This window comes from Alphaproteobacteria bacterium (assembly GCA_030680745.1).
Lineage (GTDB): Bacteria > Pseudomonadota > Alphaproteobacteria > JAUXUR01 > JAUXUR01 > JAUXUR01.
This window is the reverse complement of record JAUXUR010000041.1, coordinates 1-19,748: the sequence shown is the minus strand read 5'-3', so window position 1 is coordinate 19,748 and position 19,748 is coordinate 1. Positions and strand designations below refer to the sequence as shown.

The 19,748-nt window shown below is 34.6% G+C and carries 17 protein-coding genes; 7 read left to right on the top strand and 10 right to left on the bottom strand.

The genetic code is table 11. The features are described from left to right. Positions 1-47: 47 nt before the first annotated feature. From Q8L85_03785 to Q8L85_03775, 3 genes are all read right to left on the bottom strand, one after another. The gene (locus tag Q8L85_03785) at positions 48-377 is read right to left on the bottom strand and encodes a GIY-YIG nuclease family protein (GenBank protein MDP1723801.1); all 330 of its coding nucleotides are present in this window, start codon (positions 375-377) and stop codon (positions 48-50) included. A gap of 91 nt (positions 378-468) precedes the next feature. Further along, positions 469-1,926, bottom strand: a complete 1,458-nt coding sequence (locus Q8L85_03780; GenBank protein MDP1723800.1) for a TrkH family potassium uptake protein — start codon at positions 1,924-1,926, stop codon at positions 469-471. 339 nt (positions 1,927-2,265) lie between these two features. Next, complete coding sequence (locus Q8L85_03775; GenBank protein MDP1723799.1) at positions 2,266-3,276, bottom strand: NAD(P)/FAD-dependent oxidoreductase; 1,011 nt, start codon at positions 3,274-3,276, stop codon at positions 2,266-2,268. A gap of 417 nt (positions 3,277-3,693) precedes the next feature. On the opposite strand from Q8L85_03775, the gene tsaE reads away from it, so the two are divergent. After that, complete coding sequence (tsaE, locus tag Q8L85_03770) at positions 3,694-4,167, top strand: tRNA (adenosine(37)-N6)-threonylcarbamoyltransferase complex ATPase subunit type 1 TsaE (protein MDP1723798.1); 474 nt, start codon at positions 3,694-3,696, stop codon at positions 4,165-4,167. A 169-nt stretch (positions 4,168-4,336) separates the two neighbouring features. Further along, positions 4,337-4,852 carry a hypothetical protein gene (locus Q8L85_03765; protein MDP1723797.1) on the top strand — a complete coding sequence of 172 codons (516 nt, stop codon included), beginning with the start codon at positions 4,337-4,339 and terminating at the stop codon, positions 4,850-4,852. A 194-nt stretch (positions 4,853-5,046) separates the two neighbouring features. On the opposite strand, the gene Q8L85_03760 is transcribed toward Q8L85_03765, so the two are convergent. The 4 genes from Q8L85_03760 to rpe form a co-directional block, all read right to left on the bottom strand. Continuing rightward, the gene (locus Q8L85_03760; GenBank protein ID MDP1723796.1) at positions 5,047-6,285 is read right to left on the bottom strand and encodes an NADP-dependent isocitrate dehydrogenase; all 1,239 of its coding nucleotides are present in this window, start codon (positions 6,283-6,285) and stop codon (positions 5,047-5,049) included. A 179-nt stretch (positions 6,286-6,464) separates the two neighbouring features. Beyond that, the gene (locus Q8L85_03755) at positions 6,465-7,658 is read right to left on the bottom strand and encodes a CCA tRNA nucleotidyltransferase (protein MDP1723795.1); all 1,194 of its coding nucleotides are present in this window, start codon (positions 7,656-7,658) and stop codon (positions 6,465-6,467) included. Further along, complete coding sequence (locus Q8L85_03750; GenBank protein ID MDP1723794.1) at positions 7,651-8,229, bottom strand: CoA pyrophosphatase; 579 nt, start codon at positions 8,227-8,229, stop codon at positions 7,651-7,653. The genes Q8L85_03755 and Q8L85_03750 overlap by 8 nt, the downstream gene beginning before the upstream one ends. 124 nt (positions 8,230-8,353) lie before the next feature. Then, complete coding sequence (gene rpe / locus Q8L85_03745; protein MDP1723793.1) at positions 8,354-9,019, bottom strand: ribulose-phosphate 3-epimerase; 666 nt, start codon at positions 9,017-9,019, stop codon at positions 8,354-8,356. 232 nt (positions 9,020-9,251) lie between these two features. Between rpe and Q8L85_03740 the strand changes: the two genes are divergently transcribed. The 4 genes from Q8L85_03740 to Q8L85_03725 all read left to right on the top strand — a co-directional run bounded on the left by Q8L85_03740 (position 9,252) and on the right by Q8L85_03725 (position 15,552). Then, positions 9,252-10,586 carry a serine hydrolase domain-containing protein gene (locus Q8L85_03740; protein ID MDP1723792.1) on the top strand — a complete coding sequence of 445 codons (1,335 nt, stop codon included), beginning with the start codon at positions 9,252-9,254 and terminating at the stop codon, positions 10,584-10,586. Positions 10,587-10,626: 40 nt separating this feature from the next. Next, the gene (accD, locus tag Q8L85_03735; protein MDP1723791.1) at positions 10,627-11,511 is read left to right on the top strand and encodes an acetyl-CoA carboxylase, carboxyltransferase subunit beta; all 885 of its coding nucleotides are present in this window, start codon (positions 10,627-10,629) and stop codon (positions 11,509-11,511) included. A 45-nt stretch (positions 11,512-11,556) separates the two neighbouring features. Further along, positions 11,557-12,270 (top strand): WG repeat-containing protein, encoded by a 714-nt coding sequence (locus tag Q8L85_03730; protein ID MDP1723790.1) that lies wholly within the window; start codon positions 11,557-11,559, stop codon positions 12,268-12,270. Positions 12,271-12,498: 228 nt separating this feature from the next. Beyond that, complete coding sequence (locus tag Q8L85_03725; protein MDP1723789.1) at positions 12,499-15,552, top strand: hypothetical protein; 3,054 nt, start codon at positions 12,499-12,501, stop codon at positions 15,550-15,552. 395 nt (positions 15,553-15,947) lie between these two features. Here the strand turns inward: Q8L85_03725 and dksA are convergent, their stop codons facing one another. The 3 genes from dksA to Q8L85_03710 all read right to left on the bottom strand — a co-directional run bounded on the left by dksA (position 15,948) and on the right by Q8L85_03710 (position 18,828). Beyond that, positions 15,948-16,367 (bottom strand): RNA polymerase-binding protein DksA, encoded by a 420-nt coding sequence (gene dksA, locus Q8L85_03720; protein MDP1723788.1) that lies wholly within the window; start codon positions 16,365-16,367, stop codon positions 15,948-15,950. Positions 16,368-16,520: 153 nt separating this feature from the next. Continuing rightward, positions 16,521-17,948, bottom strand: a complete 1,428-nt coding sequence (gene fumC, locus Q8L85_03715) for a class II fumarate hydratase (GenBank protein ID MDP1723787.1) — start codon at positions 17,946-17,948, stop codon at positions 16,521-16,523. Between the two features lie 103 nt (positions 17,949-18,051). Beyond that, complete coding sequence (locus Q8L85_03710) at positions 18,052-18,828, bottom strand: hypothetical protein (protein ID MDP1723786.1); 777 nt, start codon at positions 18,826-18,828, stop codon at positions 18,052-18,054. A gap of 128 nt (positions 18,829-18,956) precedes the next feature. Here Q8L85_03710 and Q8L85_03705 point away from each other — a divergent pair, with 128 nt between their 5' ends. Beyond that, a complete protein-coding gene (locus tag Q8L85_03705; protein ID MDP1723785.1) occupies positions 18,957-19,418 on the top strand; it encodes a YbhB/YbcL family Raf kinase inhibitor-like protein in 462 nt (153 codons plus the stop codon). The last annotated feature ends 330 nt before the right edge of the window (positions 19,419-19,748 follow it).

Genomic DNA, 19,748 nt, shown 5'->3' with positions numbered 1-19,748 from the left:
GCAGATTCAGGATCCCAACTATAATACATGCTCGTAAGAGCATGGCTTTATTTACAATAATCAAAATAAAGATCTTTCCACACTGGATTAGCTTTATTTATTAATTCTAACTTCCATATTCTTCGCCAAGCCTTAAGCTGAGCCTCACGGTAAAGTGCCTCTTCAGGACGTTCAAATTGTTCTGTGTATACTAGTTTATGTACATTATATTTACAGGTGAAGCCTTTAATTAAATTATTTTTATGTTCATAAATGCGCCTTATTAAATTATTAGTCATACCTATATAGATAGTTCCATTTGTTTCAGAAGCAACAATATAAATCCAATACGATTTCATGTTATTTTTTCTTATAATTAAGCCATGCTCTTCGAGCATGTTCTTTAATTTGGATCCTGAATCTGCGTTCGAAGCTTCGCTTCAACGCGTTCAGGAAAACAAAAGGGTGTACAAACCATTTCACTATACATCAGTTACGCCAGAAAAATGGCAAAAAGACAACAAGTACCGAAAATATTTCGAGTCTCCCTAAAAGCATCCCCAAAATCATGATCCATTTAGCGACAATTGGCAGATCAGCAAAACTTGAAAATGGTCCGTATATTTCAGTCAATCCCTGGCCTGTATTGCTAAGTGTTGAAATTGAAATGCTTAAACTGGATGAAAAATCAACACCTACACACGCATAAGCAATTGCAAAAATAAAAATGATAAGCACATACACAAAAATAAAAGTACTAACAGATGTTAAAATATTTGGTGAAATCGCTTTATTGTTAAAATACGGAATAAAAATACCTCTAGGGTGAATTAATTGCGCAATTTGTGTTGATGTTTGGGCCAATAACACCCGGAAACGAAAAACTTTTAACCCGCCTGACGTTGATCCACGACATCCCCCAATAAGGCCTAAAAACAATAAAATAAGAAGCGGAAAACTTCCCCATTTTAAAATATTTTCCGTCGCAATGCCAGTTGTTGTCATGTAGGAAACGGCATGAAAAATAGATTTACGTATAAGTACAAAAAAATCAATTTTTGCTTGAAAGCCACCATATTTCTGAAACAAATGCACAAAGATTAAAATTGCTGCAATTGCAATGAAACCTATAAAAAGTTGAACTTCTCCATCTTTTAGCAATGCACGTCGATTACCCATTAAAAATTTTGCATATAACACAAAAGGCATGGCCCCCAATAACATAAAAATAATACCAACCCACTCAATCCGTGCATTGTTAAAATACCCAAAAGATTGATCATGCGTTGACGTGCCTGAAGTTGCAAGGGTCGTGATACTATGAAAAATAGCATCAAAAAAGCTCATGCCAAAAAGCCAATAGGCAAAAAAACAAATAAGTATTAATCCTAAATAAATCAACACGATATTAGCTGCTATTTGTGTCGAACGTGGCAAAAATTTATCAAATTTGTCAGAACTTTCCATTTGGAAAAGCTGCATTCCTCCAATTTTTAACAAAGGTAAAATGGCAATGGCCAAAACGATAATGCCGATGCCACCCAAACCTGATAAAAATGCACGCCACAAATGCAATCCTTGGGATAAATGATCAAGGTTTTTGAAAATCGTTGACCCCGTTGTAGTAAGCCCTGACATTGTTTCAAAATAGGCTTCGGTAAAAGTCAGCTTTAATGACGTCAACATAAAAGGAATGGCCGCAAACCCTGATAAAACAGTCCACGTTAGAAAGGTCAATAAAAAAGCCTGCCTTACACTAATTTCTTTAATATTTGTTTTAAAAGCAAAAATAAGAGAAAAACCTGTGAAAATTGTAATAGAAGACGATGTCAAAAAAATAACACCCTCAGCTTGATGTTGGAGATGATCTAATAAAGCAGGTCCAAGCATCGTTACACCTAAAATAACGAGCAAATGGCCTATAATATAAAAAACAGGACTAAACATAAATTGTTAATCTCAGCACGGACGCAGCCTTATCAAAATCTTATGATACGTATATTAACGCGAATTCGACATTAGCATTATTGAAAATCAATAGATTCGTCGTTGCGAGTGGCCCAAATTTAAAAAGAGCCACGTGGCAATCCAGTCCTAAAATCAACATTTAAAACTTTTTAAACGCTTTTTCTGGATTACTTCTTCGCCCCATTTAATTGGGGCTCATCGCAACGACGGAAACTTTAAGTTTCCTAATATAAAGTATTATCGAGTTCGTGTTATTAATGATATGACGATTTCACGTGATCTCCAAGTTTAAACATCTGAACCTAAAACCTAACGTCTTTACAATTCATGAATACCCTTGGTTGTTGAATATTCAAAATGCATTATTTTATCAGGATTAAGCCAATGATGAATTGCATGTGCTGCCGATGCTGCTTCTGCAAATCCTGTTAATATTAATTTCAACTTACCTGGATAAGTTGCTATATCACCAATAGCATAAACGCCTTCAACATTCGTGTTCATTGTTACGGGATTTATTTTTAAATGATTATTCTCAAGATCCAATCCCCAATGTGCTAAAGGCCCTAAATGCATGGCAAGCCCAAAAAAAGGGAGCAAAATATCAGTTGGAAGCATTTTTGAATCACCATCTAAGGTTGCAACTTCAACAAAATCTAGCATACCTTCCTTGCCATGCAATGCTTTCAATTGATAGGGCACGACAAGTGAAATTAATCCTTGCTCTACTTTTTGTTGTAATTGATTCAAGGATTCGGGCGAGGCTCTGAATTTATCACGCCGATGAATTAAATTAACGTGTTCAGCAATTTCCGAGAGAGAAAGCGCCCAATCAAGCGCTGAATCACCACCACCTGCAATCGTAATTTTCTTATTGCGGAAATTTTCGCGTGATTTCACAAGATAAAAAACAGATTTACCCTCAAATTCAGACAAATGATCAAGCGGTGGACGATTTGGTCCAAAAGCACCGCCACCCGCTGCAATAATAATGGATCTCGCTTTTATCGTTATATTCTTTGATGTTTGAACATGAAAGAAACCTTCTTTTCGCTCAAAAGAACTTACTTCCTGATCAAAATGATAGTTTGGATGGAAAGGAGATGCTTGTATTTCCAATTGATGAATCAAATCGGCACCCGAAACTTTTGGAAAGCCGGGAATATCATAAATTGGTTTTTCAGGATAAAGCGCACTACATTGACCACCAACAGATTCAAGCGCATCAACAACGTGACAGCGAAGTCCAAGCATACCGCATTCAAAAATAGCAAAAAGCCCCACAGGACCCGCACCAATAATAACAACATCCGTTTCAAAAAAAGACATATAACACCTAAATAGAAAGTAATATTCCAACATACTTGAAACTAAACTACCCAGATTATGTGGAAAAGTCTAGAAAATGAGTGATCCAGAAGCTTGACAATTAAGATCCGGTGGATTTTGATGTCCTAGCTGAAGGAGCTCATGAGCACAGGAAGCGCCAACTTAACGACGAATTTACCCATGATGGGTGGTTGTAAGAAAAAACCCCACAACATAAAATGCGCGGGGTCAGATAAGGAGGCAAGATGAAAAATGACAAACTTGTAAAAAATTTAATTCCGTGTAAAGTCTTGCTAAAGGTAAGCACTTCCCAAAAATACGTCTCTTGTACAACGCACTTACATCGTACAAGAGAACGAAGTTGGAAAAGTGGTTACACTTATATAATACCAAATAAAAAGAAATTATAAAACACAAATGATTAAGTTTTTATTAACAAATTGTTTTGAAACAAAAAAATTAGCACAAAAAATGCGTTTTTTTTTGAAGCCTAAGGATATTGTTTTGCTAAAAGGGGATTTGGGTGCTGGCAAAAGTTATTTTGCGCGCGCTTTTATTCAATCCTTATTAGGTGAAGAAACAGAAGTCCCAAGCCCCACTTTCACCCTTGTACAGGAATATGAAACATCTTTAGGGCCTGTTTGGCATTTTGATTTATACCGTCTTAAAAATGAAGAGGAAGTTTTTGAACTTGGCATTGATGAAGCCTTCGCACGTGCCATAAGCCTTATTGAGTGGCCAGAACGATTGGGATCATACACGCCAAAAGAATATATATGCCTTGATTTTAGTTTCACTGAAAATCCAGATGAACGCATTGTGACTTTTTCTTTCACACAAAAATATGAATGTATAGCTGAAAAAATTAAGAACTTAATTCTTGAAAATTGATTAATACTCCCAATTGAAAAAATACATCAAAAACAAACAGTAACCATAAACACATCTCTATAAATGATATAAATTTGGACAGCATATATAAAAACAAATTTTTATTTAAAAAAAATTAAAATTAATGTAATATCACGTATTATTTTTGTTTAATTCTAAGGAACTTAAAATGCTAAAGAAAATTCTACTCTCACTATATCTATCCCTCACTTTATTTACAGTAGAAGCTGTGCAACCAACATTTGAGGAAAAACAAAACACTGCTCTTTTAATACAAGAAATTAAAAATATAGGTGGCAAAAGCGCAAACGGTATACCAAACGCAACAATGCTGTCCATCGCCATTGATTTTGCTCAAGAATGTGCAACTAACTTTTATTGTAATAAAATCTATGGCCAATCAAGTTCAAAACGACTTGGTAAAAATATGATTTCTCATGTTGGCTTTAAGGAACGTGCACGATTTTTTCCAGGTCGCGCAAAAGCTGAAATTCTTGCATTTTGCACGGCACGTGATGGAAAACAAGCAGCACGACAACTTGCAAGACAATGGCTCAAAAGCCCCGGTCATAAAGCACATATGATGCCATTTCATAAATATTATGCTTATGCTGTTGTTAGAACAGATAAAATTCCTGGTTATTCAGGTTGTCACTGGTTCGCAATTGGACTTTTCGCAGATTAATTGATTTATGATAGACTTCTTTCGAAACTCGCTAATGTGATGCGAGTGATAGAAGATTCGGCACGGAAGACCGCAGTGTATTCTTCATACATGAGGATCTGAGTACCGAAGCGACGCATCAATCGACCGCAGTAGTAGAGTTTCGAAAGAAGTCTAATCAAAGAAGAGCCCAAAAGGACTCTTCTTTTGATGCCTTAAATAGCAACACGTTGCTTTTGTTCTAGGTTTTTATTCAATTGTAAAACAATTTGATCTAAAAATTCTTCTGTATTCAGATAAGGCTCATTAGGGCCTCTGAGCAAAGACAGATCTTTAGTCATATGACCATTTTCAACTGTTTCAATACAAGATTGTTCTAAAGTTTGTGCAAAAAGCCCAAGCTCTGGTGTGTTATCAAACTTTGCACGATAAGACAATGCTTGAGTCCACGCAAAAATGGATGCTATTGGATTAGTGGAGGTTTTGTTGCCCTTTTGGTGTTCTCTGTAATGACGGGTCACGGTACCATGTGCCGCTTCTGTTTCAATAGTTTTACCATCGGGTGACAAAAGGATGGACGTCATGAGGCCTAAAGAACCAAAACCTTGTGCGATTGCATCTGATTGGACATCGCCATCATAATTCTTACAAGCCCAAAGGAAATTACCATCTGTACGCATAGCCGTTGCGACCATATCGTCAATCAAACGATGTTCATAAACAATCTTTTTAGCTTTGAATTTAGCTTCAAATTCTTTTTCGTAGATTTCTTGAAAAAGATCTTTAAAACGACCATCATACGCTTTTAGAATTGTGTTTTTTGTTGATAAAAACACATCGAATCCAATATCAAGACCATAATTCAAACATGAACGTGCAAAACCACGAATGGATTCATCTTCATTAAACATACCCATCGCAACGCCACCAGTGTTGGTGAATTCATGGATTAGATGCTCTTGCGGTTTACCACCATTTGCAGGTGTATAAGTCATTGTGACTTTACCAGGACCTGGGATCTTAATGTCTGTCGCACGATATTGATCGCCATAAGCATGACGACCGATAATAATCGGTTTTGTCCAATTGGGTACAAGACGTGGCACATTTTTAATGATGATAGGGGCACGGAAAACGGTACCATTTAGAATGTTACGAATCGTTCCATTCGGCGATTTCCACATTTTTTTAAGATTAAATTCTTTAACGCGTGCTTCATCGGGGGTGATTGTTGCGCATTTAACACCAATTCCATATTGTTGAATGGCTTTTGCTGCATCAATTGTAATTTGATCATCGGTTTTATCACGACTTTCAATACCAAGGTCATAATATTTTAAATCAATATTTAAATATGGATAAATAAATTTGTCTTTGATCATCGCCCAGATGATCCGCGTCATCTCGTCGCCATCAATGTCAACGATTGGATTTAAAACTTTAATTTTGGCCACGAATTGTCTCCCTTTGAACTAATTTTTTACTATATAGTTAATAGACTTGATGAGTAGACAAGGAACAACAAACGAAGTGTATCCTTATATACATGAGCGAGGCGTGACGATGTATCCTCGCAATGTCTATTGACTATAGCTACGATTTTAATGTGAATTGGGTCAGAAGCATAGGAAAATTAAACAATTTTTTTTAAACATTCTTCTTTTGTAAGCGTAAAGCCACTTTCAATCCAAGCATTTAAGATTTTTTGAAGCGCTATGCCTAAAAAAGGCCCATCTTTAAAACCCATATCTTTAAGATCACTTGCTTTAATAGGCATTATTTGCTTAACCCAATGATTACAAAAAGTTAAAAATTGTTGGTATGTTTCAACATCAATCAACTCCAATAATAATTGAAGCATTAACCAATCGCGCGTTATGGCTTTATCATGAACATATAAAAAATGATAAAATGAATGCGCGGCGCTCATAGGTGTTTTGCCTATTTTTTTAATGAGACATTTTAAATAATGTTCTGTTTTATTCGATAATCTAAATGTTTTTTTAAGAAGTTTAATCTCGTTATTATTTTGTGGAAAAGTCAGTAGAAAAAATTTAATATCGACAGAAGGTAATTTAAAATCTGAATTATATAATTTCGTCACAAGCTTTAAATTAATATCGTATGGCATTAAATTTTTAAAAACATTCCCTTTTTCCATTAATTGTAAGGATTTCAATGCATATGGATTATTAAGAAGCTTAAAAATTTCAGTTGATAATCGTTCACCCGATAATTCTTTAAGATGATTTGCAAAATAACAAGCCGCATCATATGAAGGTTCATGAAGTAACCCATCATATTGGCTTAAAAAGCGAAAATAACGCAAAATACGTAAATAATCTTCTTGAATACGCTTTTTAGGATCTCCAATAAAACGTAAAAATTTTGTCTCAAGATCTTTAAGACCATCTGTATAATCATAGATAATACCCTGATGATCACAATATAAAGCATTATAAGTAAAATCACGCCTTAAAGCATCTTCTTCCCAAGAATCTGTATAATTTACAATTGCATGACGCCCAAAAGTTTCAATATCTTGTCTAAGTGTTGTTACTTCATAATGATATTTTTTTCCAATGGCTGTAATCGTGCCATGTTTCATGCCTGTTGGGATGATCCTAAAGCCTTTTTCTTGAAGCAAATCAGTAACTTCTTCAGGTTTAAAAGGCGTTGCAATATCAAAATCATTAGGCTTATGACCCAATAATGTTTCACGAACCGATCCACCGACAAGTCGACCATTCAATGTCACAAGAATTTGCTGAAATTCGGGCTCTAAAAGCCATGAGGGTTTTGGATCAAGAATGCTTGTGTTAAGCATCTTTAGAAATGGCTTCCGCCAAATTAACAAGGATTGACGCTGTTGCGCCCCAAATTTTATATTGTGCAAACTCAATAACATAATATGAATGCGTTTGACCATGCCATGTAATAATTTGCTGCTGAACATGTTGTTTGTTCAGAATAAAAGAAAGGGGTATTTCAAAAGATTCAATAACTTCAATAGGATCCAATGTTAAAGAAAAAGGAGGTTCAACATGTGCTAAAATAGGTGTAATTTCAAAGCCTGTAATTGTACGACATTGGTTTAGCCTACCAATAATCGTTACTTTTTCAGGTGGCAATGCAATTTCTTCCTGTGCCTCCCTTAAAGCTGTATCTTCAGGCGAGTTATCTTTTGGATCAAACCGTCCACCCGGAAAACAAATTTGCCCAGGATGATCACGTAAATGTTCAGCACGACGATTCAACAAAACATGAATGCCATGTGGGTGAGGAACAAGCGGTACAAGAACAGCTGCTTTTGTATAATTATCAACTATATTTTGAGCAGCATAAGGGTATTGTGTGCGCCATTGGTCATATCTGCTGATAATGTCAGGAATATGCATTTATCTCACATAAGGTCTATCTTATAGCTAAACAATTTTATTTTGTCACTAGGAATGAGGCGCGAAGTGTAGTCTCTTCCTACATGAACGACGAATGACAACGTGCCAAATTAAAATTGTTTAGTTATAGTATAGAATTTTTTAGATCTTGAATACAAGCAGCATATTGTGACGGTCCTTTTTCAAAGACAGAAGTCCCCGCAACAAGACATGTAGCACCAGCTTTAATAGCCATACCTGCCGTTTTCATATTGATACCGCCGTCCACTTGAAGTTCAATATTTAAATTTTCACGTCGAATAATAGATGAAAGCGCCTCAATTTTTTTTAATTGGCTTTCTATAAAATGTTGCCCGCCAAAACCTGGGTTCACGCTCATAATCAATATTAAATCAATCGCCTCTAAAATAGGTAAAATACTTGTATGACAAGTACCTGGATTCAAGGAAACACCTGCTTTAGCGCCCATTTTACGAATTTGTGTTAAATGTCTATGTAAATGGGACGTCGCCTCTTGATGAATCGTTACAATATTTGCACCCGCTTCAATAAAGGGCTCAATAAATTGCTCTGGTCTATAAATCATTAGATGAACATCAAAAGGAAGAGTCGAATAAGGGCGCAATGCTTTTACAATTTGGGGACCCATCGTAAGATTAGGTACAAAAGCACCATCCATCACATCAAAATGAATCCAATCAGCTTTAGCTTCTGTGATTAATGTAACTTCTTTCCCTAAAGCTGCAAAATCAGCAGATAACAAAGAAGGGGCTATTTTAATGGGGTTCATTTTATACTCATTACTAATATTGTGGATATTGTACGCCTTTTAATGCTAGAATTCAAAAAAAACTTACTTAAAAATAAATGTCTAGATTATGGCCAAATTCGTCGTCAGGTCGCAGCAATTGGTACTCATGTACGAAGAAGTACACTGCGTTCCAGTTCTCGCCCTTTCTAGACTTTGACTCATAATCTAGACATTTATTTTTAAGTTTATTTACTAGTATTTTGGATGATACATGAAAAAAAATCTCTGCTTATTAATTGGTGTTTTAATAATGAACATTATTACGGCTGCAAACTCAAAATTAACCGATATGCTTCCATTTTTAGAAGAAAAAATAAAAGAAGGCCACGAACAATTTAAGGTGCCTGGATTTGCAATCGCTTTTATTGAAGGCGATCAAATTCAATATATGAAGGGATTTGGTGTTCGTGTGCATGGACAAGAAGAACCAATCACTACAGAAACACTTTTTCAAATTGGTTCTGTAACAAAAGGTATGTCGGCTACTTTAATGGCGCGCTTAATATCAGAAGGTGTGCTCAATTATGATGATAAAATTATTAAACATTTTCCTGATTTTAAATATTGCGATGAAGAACATACACAAAATTTAACCATTAAAGACGTATTAAGCCAGCGTAGCGGATTACCAGCTTATGCAGGCGACGTTGATATCCAAGCAGGTAAACATTTTCAAGATGTATTACCAACACTTCAAAATTTAACGCCTATCGCACCACTCAAAGAAAAGTTCTCCTATCAAAATGTTTTATATTGTGTGCCAGGACAAGTCGCTGAAAAAATACTCAAAAAAGATATGAATAGTCTTTTTCAAGAGAAATTTTTTGATCTTATAGGATTCAAAAATGCATCTTTAGGCATTAATGCGCTTAATGCAAGCAACAACAAAGCCTTATCACATAAAGTTGGCACAACATTCACACGCGTTTTACCTTATTCAGAATTTGGATATCGCATCCCCTATGCCGGTGGCATTAATATGTCGATCGAAGATCTTGCCAAATATGCCCAGCTTCATATGAATAAAGGCAAAATTAATGGCCAAACCTATATCCCTGAAACTATAATAGATGAATTGCATAAAGTTCAAATTGATACAACCGGGAGCGAGCCTTATCGTTATACAAAGAATTTTTATCCTAAAGATCGTGTTAAGAATACAGGCTATGGATTAGGCTGGCGCATTTATGATTGGAATGGGCATAAAGCAATTGGTCATGGTGGTTTTGTCAATGGCCAAGTCGCGATGGTTTCATTTTTACCAGAACATAAAATAGGCATCGCAGTCCTTGCTAATGCTGCAACACCTTTAGGCGTCATTATAAGATCATATTTGTTTGATCGTCATCTAGGTTTAAACGATATTGATTGGCTTGATCGCGCAAAAATCATTAAAGCACGCGATAAAGCAACATCCGCTAAAAATGCTAAACATTCTCATAAAAAAACACCGCTTAAAAAAGAAGTGGCTAAAAAAGTTTTACCCAAAAAAGAAAGTTCCAAAAAAAATCCTGTTAAAAAAGGAAGAATTGTCAAAAAAGATTAAATTGCGTATAGTTCAAAAAGTATTATAAGGATCTAGTTGCGTGAATTGGTTAAGAGATTTTGTAAAGCCTAAAATCAGGGCACTTGTAAGCAAAAAGAATGTTCCAGACGATTTATGGACAAAATGTTCAAGTTGCGAGCAAATGATTTTCCATCGGGAGCTTGCTTCAAATTTACAGGTCTGTCCGCATTGTTCCTACCATATGCGCATGAATGCGACATCGCGTCTTCAAATGCTTTTTGATAATGCCGAATATCGCATTATTGAATTTCCAACAGGTTTAAGTGACCCCTTAAAATTTAAAGATACAAAAAAATACACAGACCGTCTTAAAGAAAATCGCGCCAAAACCAATAATCAAGATGCGATTATTGCGGCTCACGGTAAAATGGGTGGCGTAGGTGTTGTTATTGCAGCCTTCGATTTTGATTTCATGGGTGGATCCATGAGCATTGCAACGGGAGAGGCACTTTTATCAGCATCGCGTCTTGCGATATTGCAACAAGCCCCTTTAATTGTTATTCCAGCTTCTGGTGGTGCGCGTATGCAAGAAGGCATCTTGTCCCTTATGCAAATGGCAAGAACAGTGGCAGCTGTTCAAGAAGTAAAAGAGGCAGGTCTTCCTTATATCGTTTTACTCGCTGATCCAACTTATGGTGGCGTCAGTGCTAGTTTTGCAATGTTAGGTGATATAGCAATTTCAGAACCAGGTGCAATGATTGGTTTTGCAGGGCGTCGTGTTATCCAAGAAACAATTCGTGAAAAATTACCCAATGATTTCCAAAAAGCTGAATATTTACTAGACCACGGCATGATTGATATGGTCGTCACACGTCGTGAATTACGCCCCATGATGATTAAAATTTTATCATTATTACAGAACAAAACGCCTTCAGCACAAGTTTTGGCGATTAAGAAAAAATAATTTTAAAAGTTATTGTTATTATACTTAAAATATAAAGAGGTTATTATGTTTAGAACTATTGTTTTGTCTTTGGCAATACTGTTTACAAGCAATCAAGCTACAAGTCATCAAAATAATTTAAAACCAATATATTATCTTTCTGGCATGAACGATAAAGTTGATGAAAAAAATATAAATAAAAATTATTTAATTTTTAAAGATCGTAAAACAAGCTTAAAAGGATATAAGGATAAATCAGATAAAATCATTATTCCTGCACAATTTCACCAAGCATGTCATTTTAATAAATATGGCATTGCGAATGTTTGTTATGAAAGAACAAGAAATTGTTATAAAATTAATACTTCTGGTAAAAATATTGCAAAATCATTTGAAATCAACAACGGCCCTGATTATGAAGTTGATAATATGTCACGTATTGTTAAAAATAACAAAGTAGGATACATCGATAATACAGGTAAAATCATCATTCCACCACAGTTTGATTGGATTGGTATTTTTAATTTATCATCGCCCATTACCGTTGTTTCAATAGGATGCGTATCAGTTCGAGTACCTAACAGTGAGTACTCAGAAATGAAAGGCGGCAAATGGGGTGCAATTGATAAAACAGGAAAAATCATTGTGCCAATTGAGTATGATGAATTTGATGGATATCTACCTAAAGATAAAAAAACACTAACCTTTAAAAAAGGCGATCAATCTTTTGAATTATATGAAGTATCTCCAAATCAATATAAACTCATCCCAATGCATTGATTATACCATTTTTAAAAAACATTAGTCATAAACAATATGTAGCTATTTCAACAGAGAACCTATTAAAAAAACGTTCGCTGCACTAAAAAACCCTTTGTTTTTACATTAGGTTATTCTTTGAAATGACTATATTCATGAAATTTAGTTTAAATAATTAAAATTTTTATTGTAGTATTTTTTATTTTTTAGTACTATATTTAGAATTAATTTAAATTTAGGAGTAATAAAATGAAATGTTTTGGTAATCTTGTTGTAAAAATTACATTTTTTTCTTTTTTGTGTTTTGGCGTCACTTTAAGTCATGTAAATGCTATTACATTTGAAAATTATGATGCTTTTATTGATTATGGTACGCACCCCGGTGGATTTGAACTTCGGCATTCTGATGTAGTTTTTCGTAATTTGCTTCATCAGCTTATGGAGATAGTGAGTGATCCTAATGAGACGTCAAAAAATAGGAATATTGCACGTTATGAAATAGCTAGATTGTGTGCAAAATATCTTTATAATCCTGCGCAAAACTTAAGTTGGTATACATTTGTAAAAAGAATTTTGGCGCTTGAATTTAATTTTGAACAAATGGAAAATACCGAAGATAATACGCGCTTAATTCGAAATTATCAAAGCGTTCGTGAAAATCTTAAGCGTTTTTCGACAGCTGTTGTAAATAAATATACTCACTTTATTCACAATAAAATACCTTTTCGTTTGGGACGTGAGTTTTATAATACGTCACTTGAACCTTTTCCTGTAGGCCAACGATTAGAAAATTTCAATCATTGTTATGTTTTTTTAACGACAAATCATCAAGATTTGCCTTTGGTTAAACAACATCAACTTAAAATTGGTATGGCGAATTTATTTTTAAATCATGCAGATGTAATAACAGATATTGGTCAAAAAAGAAATATTGTTCAAGAAATTTTGCCCCAATTAATAGCTATTATTGAATATCGAGATGAAAATCAGAACAATGAAATAAACCGTCTTAAAGCACATGCTGCAATTTTATACGGCTGGTATTGTTATCGTTTTATAGGGATAATAGATGATGAAGGCACGAATCGTAATGAATTGTATCAAAATGCATTAAATTTCTTAGATAGAATTGCTGAAGAACGTTATACAAAGAAAAGTTTGCTTGTTAAAGCCAATATTATTTTATCAAGCAACTTTTCGGCACTTCCAAATGAATATGGAGCGCATATAGATCCTATTAGGGGTGATGACATTGATGCACGTAATAATTCTAAGATTGAAATTTTAGAAAATCTACTTGAAAAGCTACGTGAAATTGGTGAAATTGGGCGCCCTCTAATTCAGGTTATTGAAGGCGTTAGACAAGAGCTTACACAGCCACGTCAATTACAAGCTATCCCTATTGTAAATGGACAGCAAGAACAAGAAGAAGTGCTTCTTGAAGGAGAAGATATTGCGGGACAACAGCCCCAGTTAGAAGATAATTTCAAAACAATGGGTACGATAACAGCTATGTGCAATACACATGCTGGACAGGCAGAGATTCTCGAAACAATAGGACTTGTTGAAAATTGTTTGAGAGATATCAGAGCTCAACAACAGCCAGTCCAAGCAGATCAAGCGCCAGAAATGGATGAAGATCATGGTGGTGATGACGAAGGCGGTACGTGGGATAGTGATGAAGATCATGATAGACGCGATAAATATGTGAGCGACGATGAAGATAGTGATGATGGTTCAGATGGTGATCGCATTGCTGCGGCATGGAGTGACTCAGACGAGGATCATAGCGTATTCGCAGATAATCCTGAAGATTCAAGAATTGATTTGGATTATTTTAAAAAAATTGGATTTAGTGACAAAATTACAAAAATTCTTGAGCAAAAATATGAAAATTTAAATTCATTGAATGTTGAAATAAAAAATGTAAAAAATCAAAAAGAGTATACTTACAATAAAATTGTTCAAAATTATAAGGTAAGAATGATTAATTATTTTTGTCAATATGGCTTGGGGGATGCTTCTAATTTAACAGGCCATAGAGCTATATTTGAAGCCTATGGAGACTCCTTAGATATGGATAGAGAATCTATAGGTGCTGTTATGCGTAAATTAAACATACAAACAAAAAAAATATTTACTATAAATAATAAAAATATAGTAGAATATGTTCTTATTCCATTGTTATCATTAAGAGGAAAATTTATAAAAGGGCATATTTCTATGATCGCAAACCATATACCTTCTGGATTGTGCGAAGGAAATTCATTGCATTATGTTTCAGGCTTTAAAAATAACAAGTTACGAAATGGTGTTTCTGAAGAAATAAAAAAACAACTAGTTCAATTATATTGTGATTGTTTAACTAAAAATAGTTTTGATAATTTAGCCGATGATTTGGAAAAATTAAATGTCACTATGAAAGCGGCTTATAATATATTGAATGATACTTTAAAAGAGGATCAATTACCGAAATGTCCTGAATATTTAAAAATTTTAAGCACAAGTGAACGTGATAAACAAATTTTTGAGGCCTACACAAAATGGATTAAAGATAATCAACAATTAACAATTGTTGATTTTACAAATAGCCATAAGAGTGAATTCAATAATTGTTCTTATTCAATAATTTATGAAGCACTCAAAAAAAATGGACTAACAATTAGAGATAAACAAGCAAAGCATATATCGCCTAATCGCGCTGAAGAAATTCGTAAAATTGCGTATAAATTAAGAGCAAAATCCCCAGGTTGTAGCGATCGAAAATTAGCTAAAAAAATTAGATCAACAATGGAGGATGATATTGGTATGTTTGTAATTCTTAATGTTATAGCAAAAAGAACTTTTACTAAAGAAAAGGTCACTAAACAAAAAAAATATACGTATCAAAACGAAATCATTAAATGCTACACAGAACTTTCTGATACTGATAAGAAGCTTCGTTGTTTATCAGCAACCCAAGAACGTTTAGAGTCGCAAGGTATTGTTTTGACACATCATCATATCAAGAAAGCTATAAATAATTATAGAAAATCAATAGGATTTAAACCACCCGAGCCAGAACATCAAAGCGATAAGTCTACACGCAAAAGAAAAATGGAAGATTTAGAGTCTCCTCATCCAAAAAAACGTGTTGTAAGTATAGAAAGATCTGATCTTTTGTCCAAATCTCTAGATCAAGCAAAAGATCAAAAAGAATCAACACAACAAAGTGTTTCTGAATTTTGTGTAAAAGCGGTACCCAGTGAATCTAAAAGAAAGCCAAGAATTATAGTTGCCTCAGATTCAGATGATGAATCTTAAATGAAAATATAGATTAGAGTGTTTGTTAAGCAATTTACGTCGTTTAACAAACATTCTACACTTTTGCTAAATTATGCCATTTTCAGAAAAAACTAAATAATTTATAGTGTTAGCAGTTAAATATGAAAATGGTATGTTTAACAATTAATATATTTCGAGCATAGATGAAAAGATTTAACGAATCAGGTATAGAAGGCTTAAGATCAAATTGAATTATTTAAGACTTAAGTCTTTCTCGCCTGAAGGCGAGGTTTTTAAACCACTTATCGGACTATCAAATCAAATAAATTTGAAGTCATTTCAGTATAAAAGGCACATCTATGTGAATGTGCCAAACTCAAGAAAATGGTTTATCTGTAAAAACATCATTACACATACACATATGTCAAAAGACTTTACAAATCGTCGTTATGTGTTCTTTCATAACGTTCGTGACGCTCTTGCGCTTCAATCGACAAAGTTGCTATTGGTCGTGCTTCAAGTCTTTCAATCCCAATAGGTTCGCCCGATTCTTCACAATAACCATAACTTCCATCTTGAATGCGTCTTAATGCAGAATCAATTTTTGAAATTAATTTACGTTGACGGTCACGACGTCTTAATTCAAGTGAATTATCTGTTTCTAGCGTCGCGCGATCGGTTATATCCGGTTGATGCAAGTTTTCTTCTTGTAAGTGATGGAGTGTTTCCTCAGATTCAAGAATAAGCTCTTCCCGCCAAGCCAATAGTTTTTGCTTAAAATATTCAAGCATTTGTGCATTCATAAAGGGTTCAGCCCGTGTGGGACGATAATCTGGTGATAATGCCTTGGACATTTTAAACCTCCCTTTTTATAGTTTTTTTTCAACTTTTTTAGTTATTTTTTGATTATACGGAAAAAGAGGACCCTATTACAAGGGCCTCTTTAATTATTATAGATAAGTATTTATGTCATTTTTTAAAGTACTTTCATTTAAAATCCAAGCAAACTAAGCTGTTTTACGCTTTTCACTCTTTTCTGATGGCCCCAACATATTTTCAGGGCGTATCCATTGATCGAACTCTTCTGACGTTAAAAAACCCAATGAAATTGCCGCTTCTTTCAACGTCAGATCTTCTTTGTGCGCTTTTTTTGCAACTTGTGCAGCTTTATCATACCCAATATGAGGATTTAAAGCCGTAACAAGCATTAATGACTGATTTAAATGCGTTCTAATTTGCGCATGATTAGCTTCAATCCCTATCACACAATTATGGGCGAAACTATTACAGGCGTCGCTCATCAATTGGATAGATTGCAACAGATTAAAAATGATGACCGGTTTAAAAACGTTGAGCTCAAAATGCCCATTAGAGCCTGCAATCGATATTGTCACATGATTGCCCATAATTTGTGCTGCAACCATCGTAAGGGCTTCTGATTGCGTTGGATTGACCTTTCCAGGCATGATGGATGAGCCTGGTTCATTTTCAGGGAGATGAATTTCACCAAAACCACATCTAGGACCTGATCCTAATAGGCGAATATCATTAGCAATTTTCATGAGCGAACAAGCGATAACGTTTAATTGTCCTGAAATTTCAACAATAGCATCGTGGCTTGCTAACGCCTCAAATTTATTCGGTGATGTTTGAAAGGGTAAATTTGTTAGTTTTTGAATTTCTTCAATAAATTTTTCGGCAAAACCAATACTTGAATTAATGCCCGTACCAACCGCCGTGCCACCTTGTGCAAGCAAATATAAACGCGGCAGACTTGACCCGATACGATTAATGCCTTGCTCTATTTGAAAAGCATAAGCGCCAAATTCTTGACCTAAAGTAATAGGGGTTGCATCTTGTAGATGCGTTCGTCCAATTTTAATAATAGATTTAAATTCGAGGGCTTTTTTGGATAGAGCTTCTTTGAGCGTAAGTAAAGCTGGCGTCAGATGATGCTGAATCGCCAAAGACGCTGCGATATGCATAATAGTCGGAAATGTATCATTTGATGATTGTCCCATATTGACATGATCATTGGGATGTACGGGTGTTTTATCCCCTTTTTTGCCGCCTAATAATTCATTAGCACGGTTAGCAATGACTTCATTGGCATTCATATTCGTTTGAGTGCCTGACCCTGTTTGCCAAACAACCAATGGAAAATGAGCATCTAGTTTTCCTGTACTTACTTCAATGGCTGCTTTTTGAATAGCATCGGCAATGCGTGTATCCAATTGACCTAAAGAGGCATTTGCGCGTGCACTTGCTTGTTTTTGCAATCCAAAAGCATGAATTAAAGACAAAGGCATTTTTTCTGTGCCAATTTTAAAATTTTCAAAGGAACGTTGTGTTTGTGCTCCCCAATAAGCATCCGCACTTACTTGAATGTTACCCATTGAATCGGTTTCAGTTCTGAAATTTTGATTGTCGCTCATTTTTATCTCCGCTAAGACTCACCCTCAAAAGATTACGTTGAAAAATTATTTTTGGCAAACCTATAGGGAATAAAGCACCCGCATGAAGTTAAATGACTATACGTTAAACCCACATAAGTAGGTTGCCCGCTGACGTCAATCCTACATGTCCGCCGATCGAAAGGCGCATTTTTTGACTTTTATTTACTTTATGAAAATTGCGAGAATTAAAAAACACCAAAGAACCAGGTTTAATCGCAATTTGAGTCGATTCTTTTCCCTCAACAACTTTTTCATCATAACCGTAGGTTTGCTTGTAAATATATTGATCGTCTTCTTTTGCCCATAATTTATTATAAACAACACATTCACCGCCAATACCAGGATCAGTTAAATAAATATTCCATGCATATTGCGCTATTATTTCAGAAATTGACCAATGTTTTGGTATAAATTGTGCAAAATCTGCGTGAAGAAGCGCTGAACTTTGAAGTTCTCGTGCAATGACATGTGTATAATCATTATTGTTTTGCTTTGCAATTTGAACAGATTTTATCCAATTATTTGACAAATGTTTTTGAACTTTAAGAAAAGGATCAAATTTTATAGTATCGCAAAATGCACGATAAAGAAGATTCGTTTCTTTTGCTTTTGGAAAATACTCTTCTGGTTTTTTGTGCTCATATAAATAATGCGTATCAAATATATGTTTTGCCTCTGGCACATCGATATTATATTGATAATTATAGTGTTTTAGGCCAATTTGCTGAAGACCCTCCTGAATTTTTTGGCAATCTTCATTATTGATAAAATTTTCTAAAATGATCGCCGACATTTTGTTATCAAAAAGATCCATTAATGTTTTTTCATTTGTCTGATACGCAGCTTTTTGCCAATTCATTCACAATATCCGGTTTATAAATGTTATGCTCTAATACCAGTTTCAATTTTTTTTTATTATTGATCAACAGAATTTCTTGACGCATGCGAAAAAAAGAATAAATATTAAATTAATAAAAAGGAAAAAAAATGCATTTTCAGCTTAAAAGTCACGATTTCACTGAAGGATCTATGATCCCAGATATTTTTACATGTGATGATAAAAATATATCCCCTTCTTTATTTTGGGAAAACCCACCTTTAAATTCGCAATCATTCGTTCTTATCGTTGATGATCCAGATGCCCCTATGGGCACATGGGATCATTGGATTCTTTATAATCTTCCAAAAAATTGTTTTTTACTTGAAAAAAATATTGAAAAACTGCCAATTGGGACCATCGAAGGCATCAATTCTTGGGGCAAAACAGGTTATGGTGGTCCATGCCCACCCGATAAAGAACATCGTTATTTTTTTAAACTTTATGCATTAGATATTATTTTAGAAAATAAAAAGGACTTAAAAAAAGACGCACTTTTAAATATGATTAAAAACAATATCGTGGGTAAAGCGCAATTAATAGGCAAATACGATCTTAAAAAAAGAAGATAACTAGACTGGGCGCTGCTGACATTTTATAAAAATTTATACAACATACTAAAAAATATATAAAATTTTGTCATTGCGAGTTTCCCACCACCTAAAAGGGTCGGACTTCAAAGGAATGACCAAATTCGCAAACGTGTGTATAAAAAGGTTGTGCGACCTGGAGGCCGTCGAAGCATTGGTGTTTGAAGAACCCTGGTCCGCAGAAAGTAGCGAACTTATCAATGGTGGAGCAAGCTACCCCGATTAGAAGAATGCGCTATATTAGCTTTCTGTAGGACGCACTTGATATTAAGTGGAGTCCAATATAGATGATAAAACCAAAGAATTCAAAAG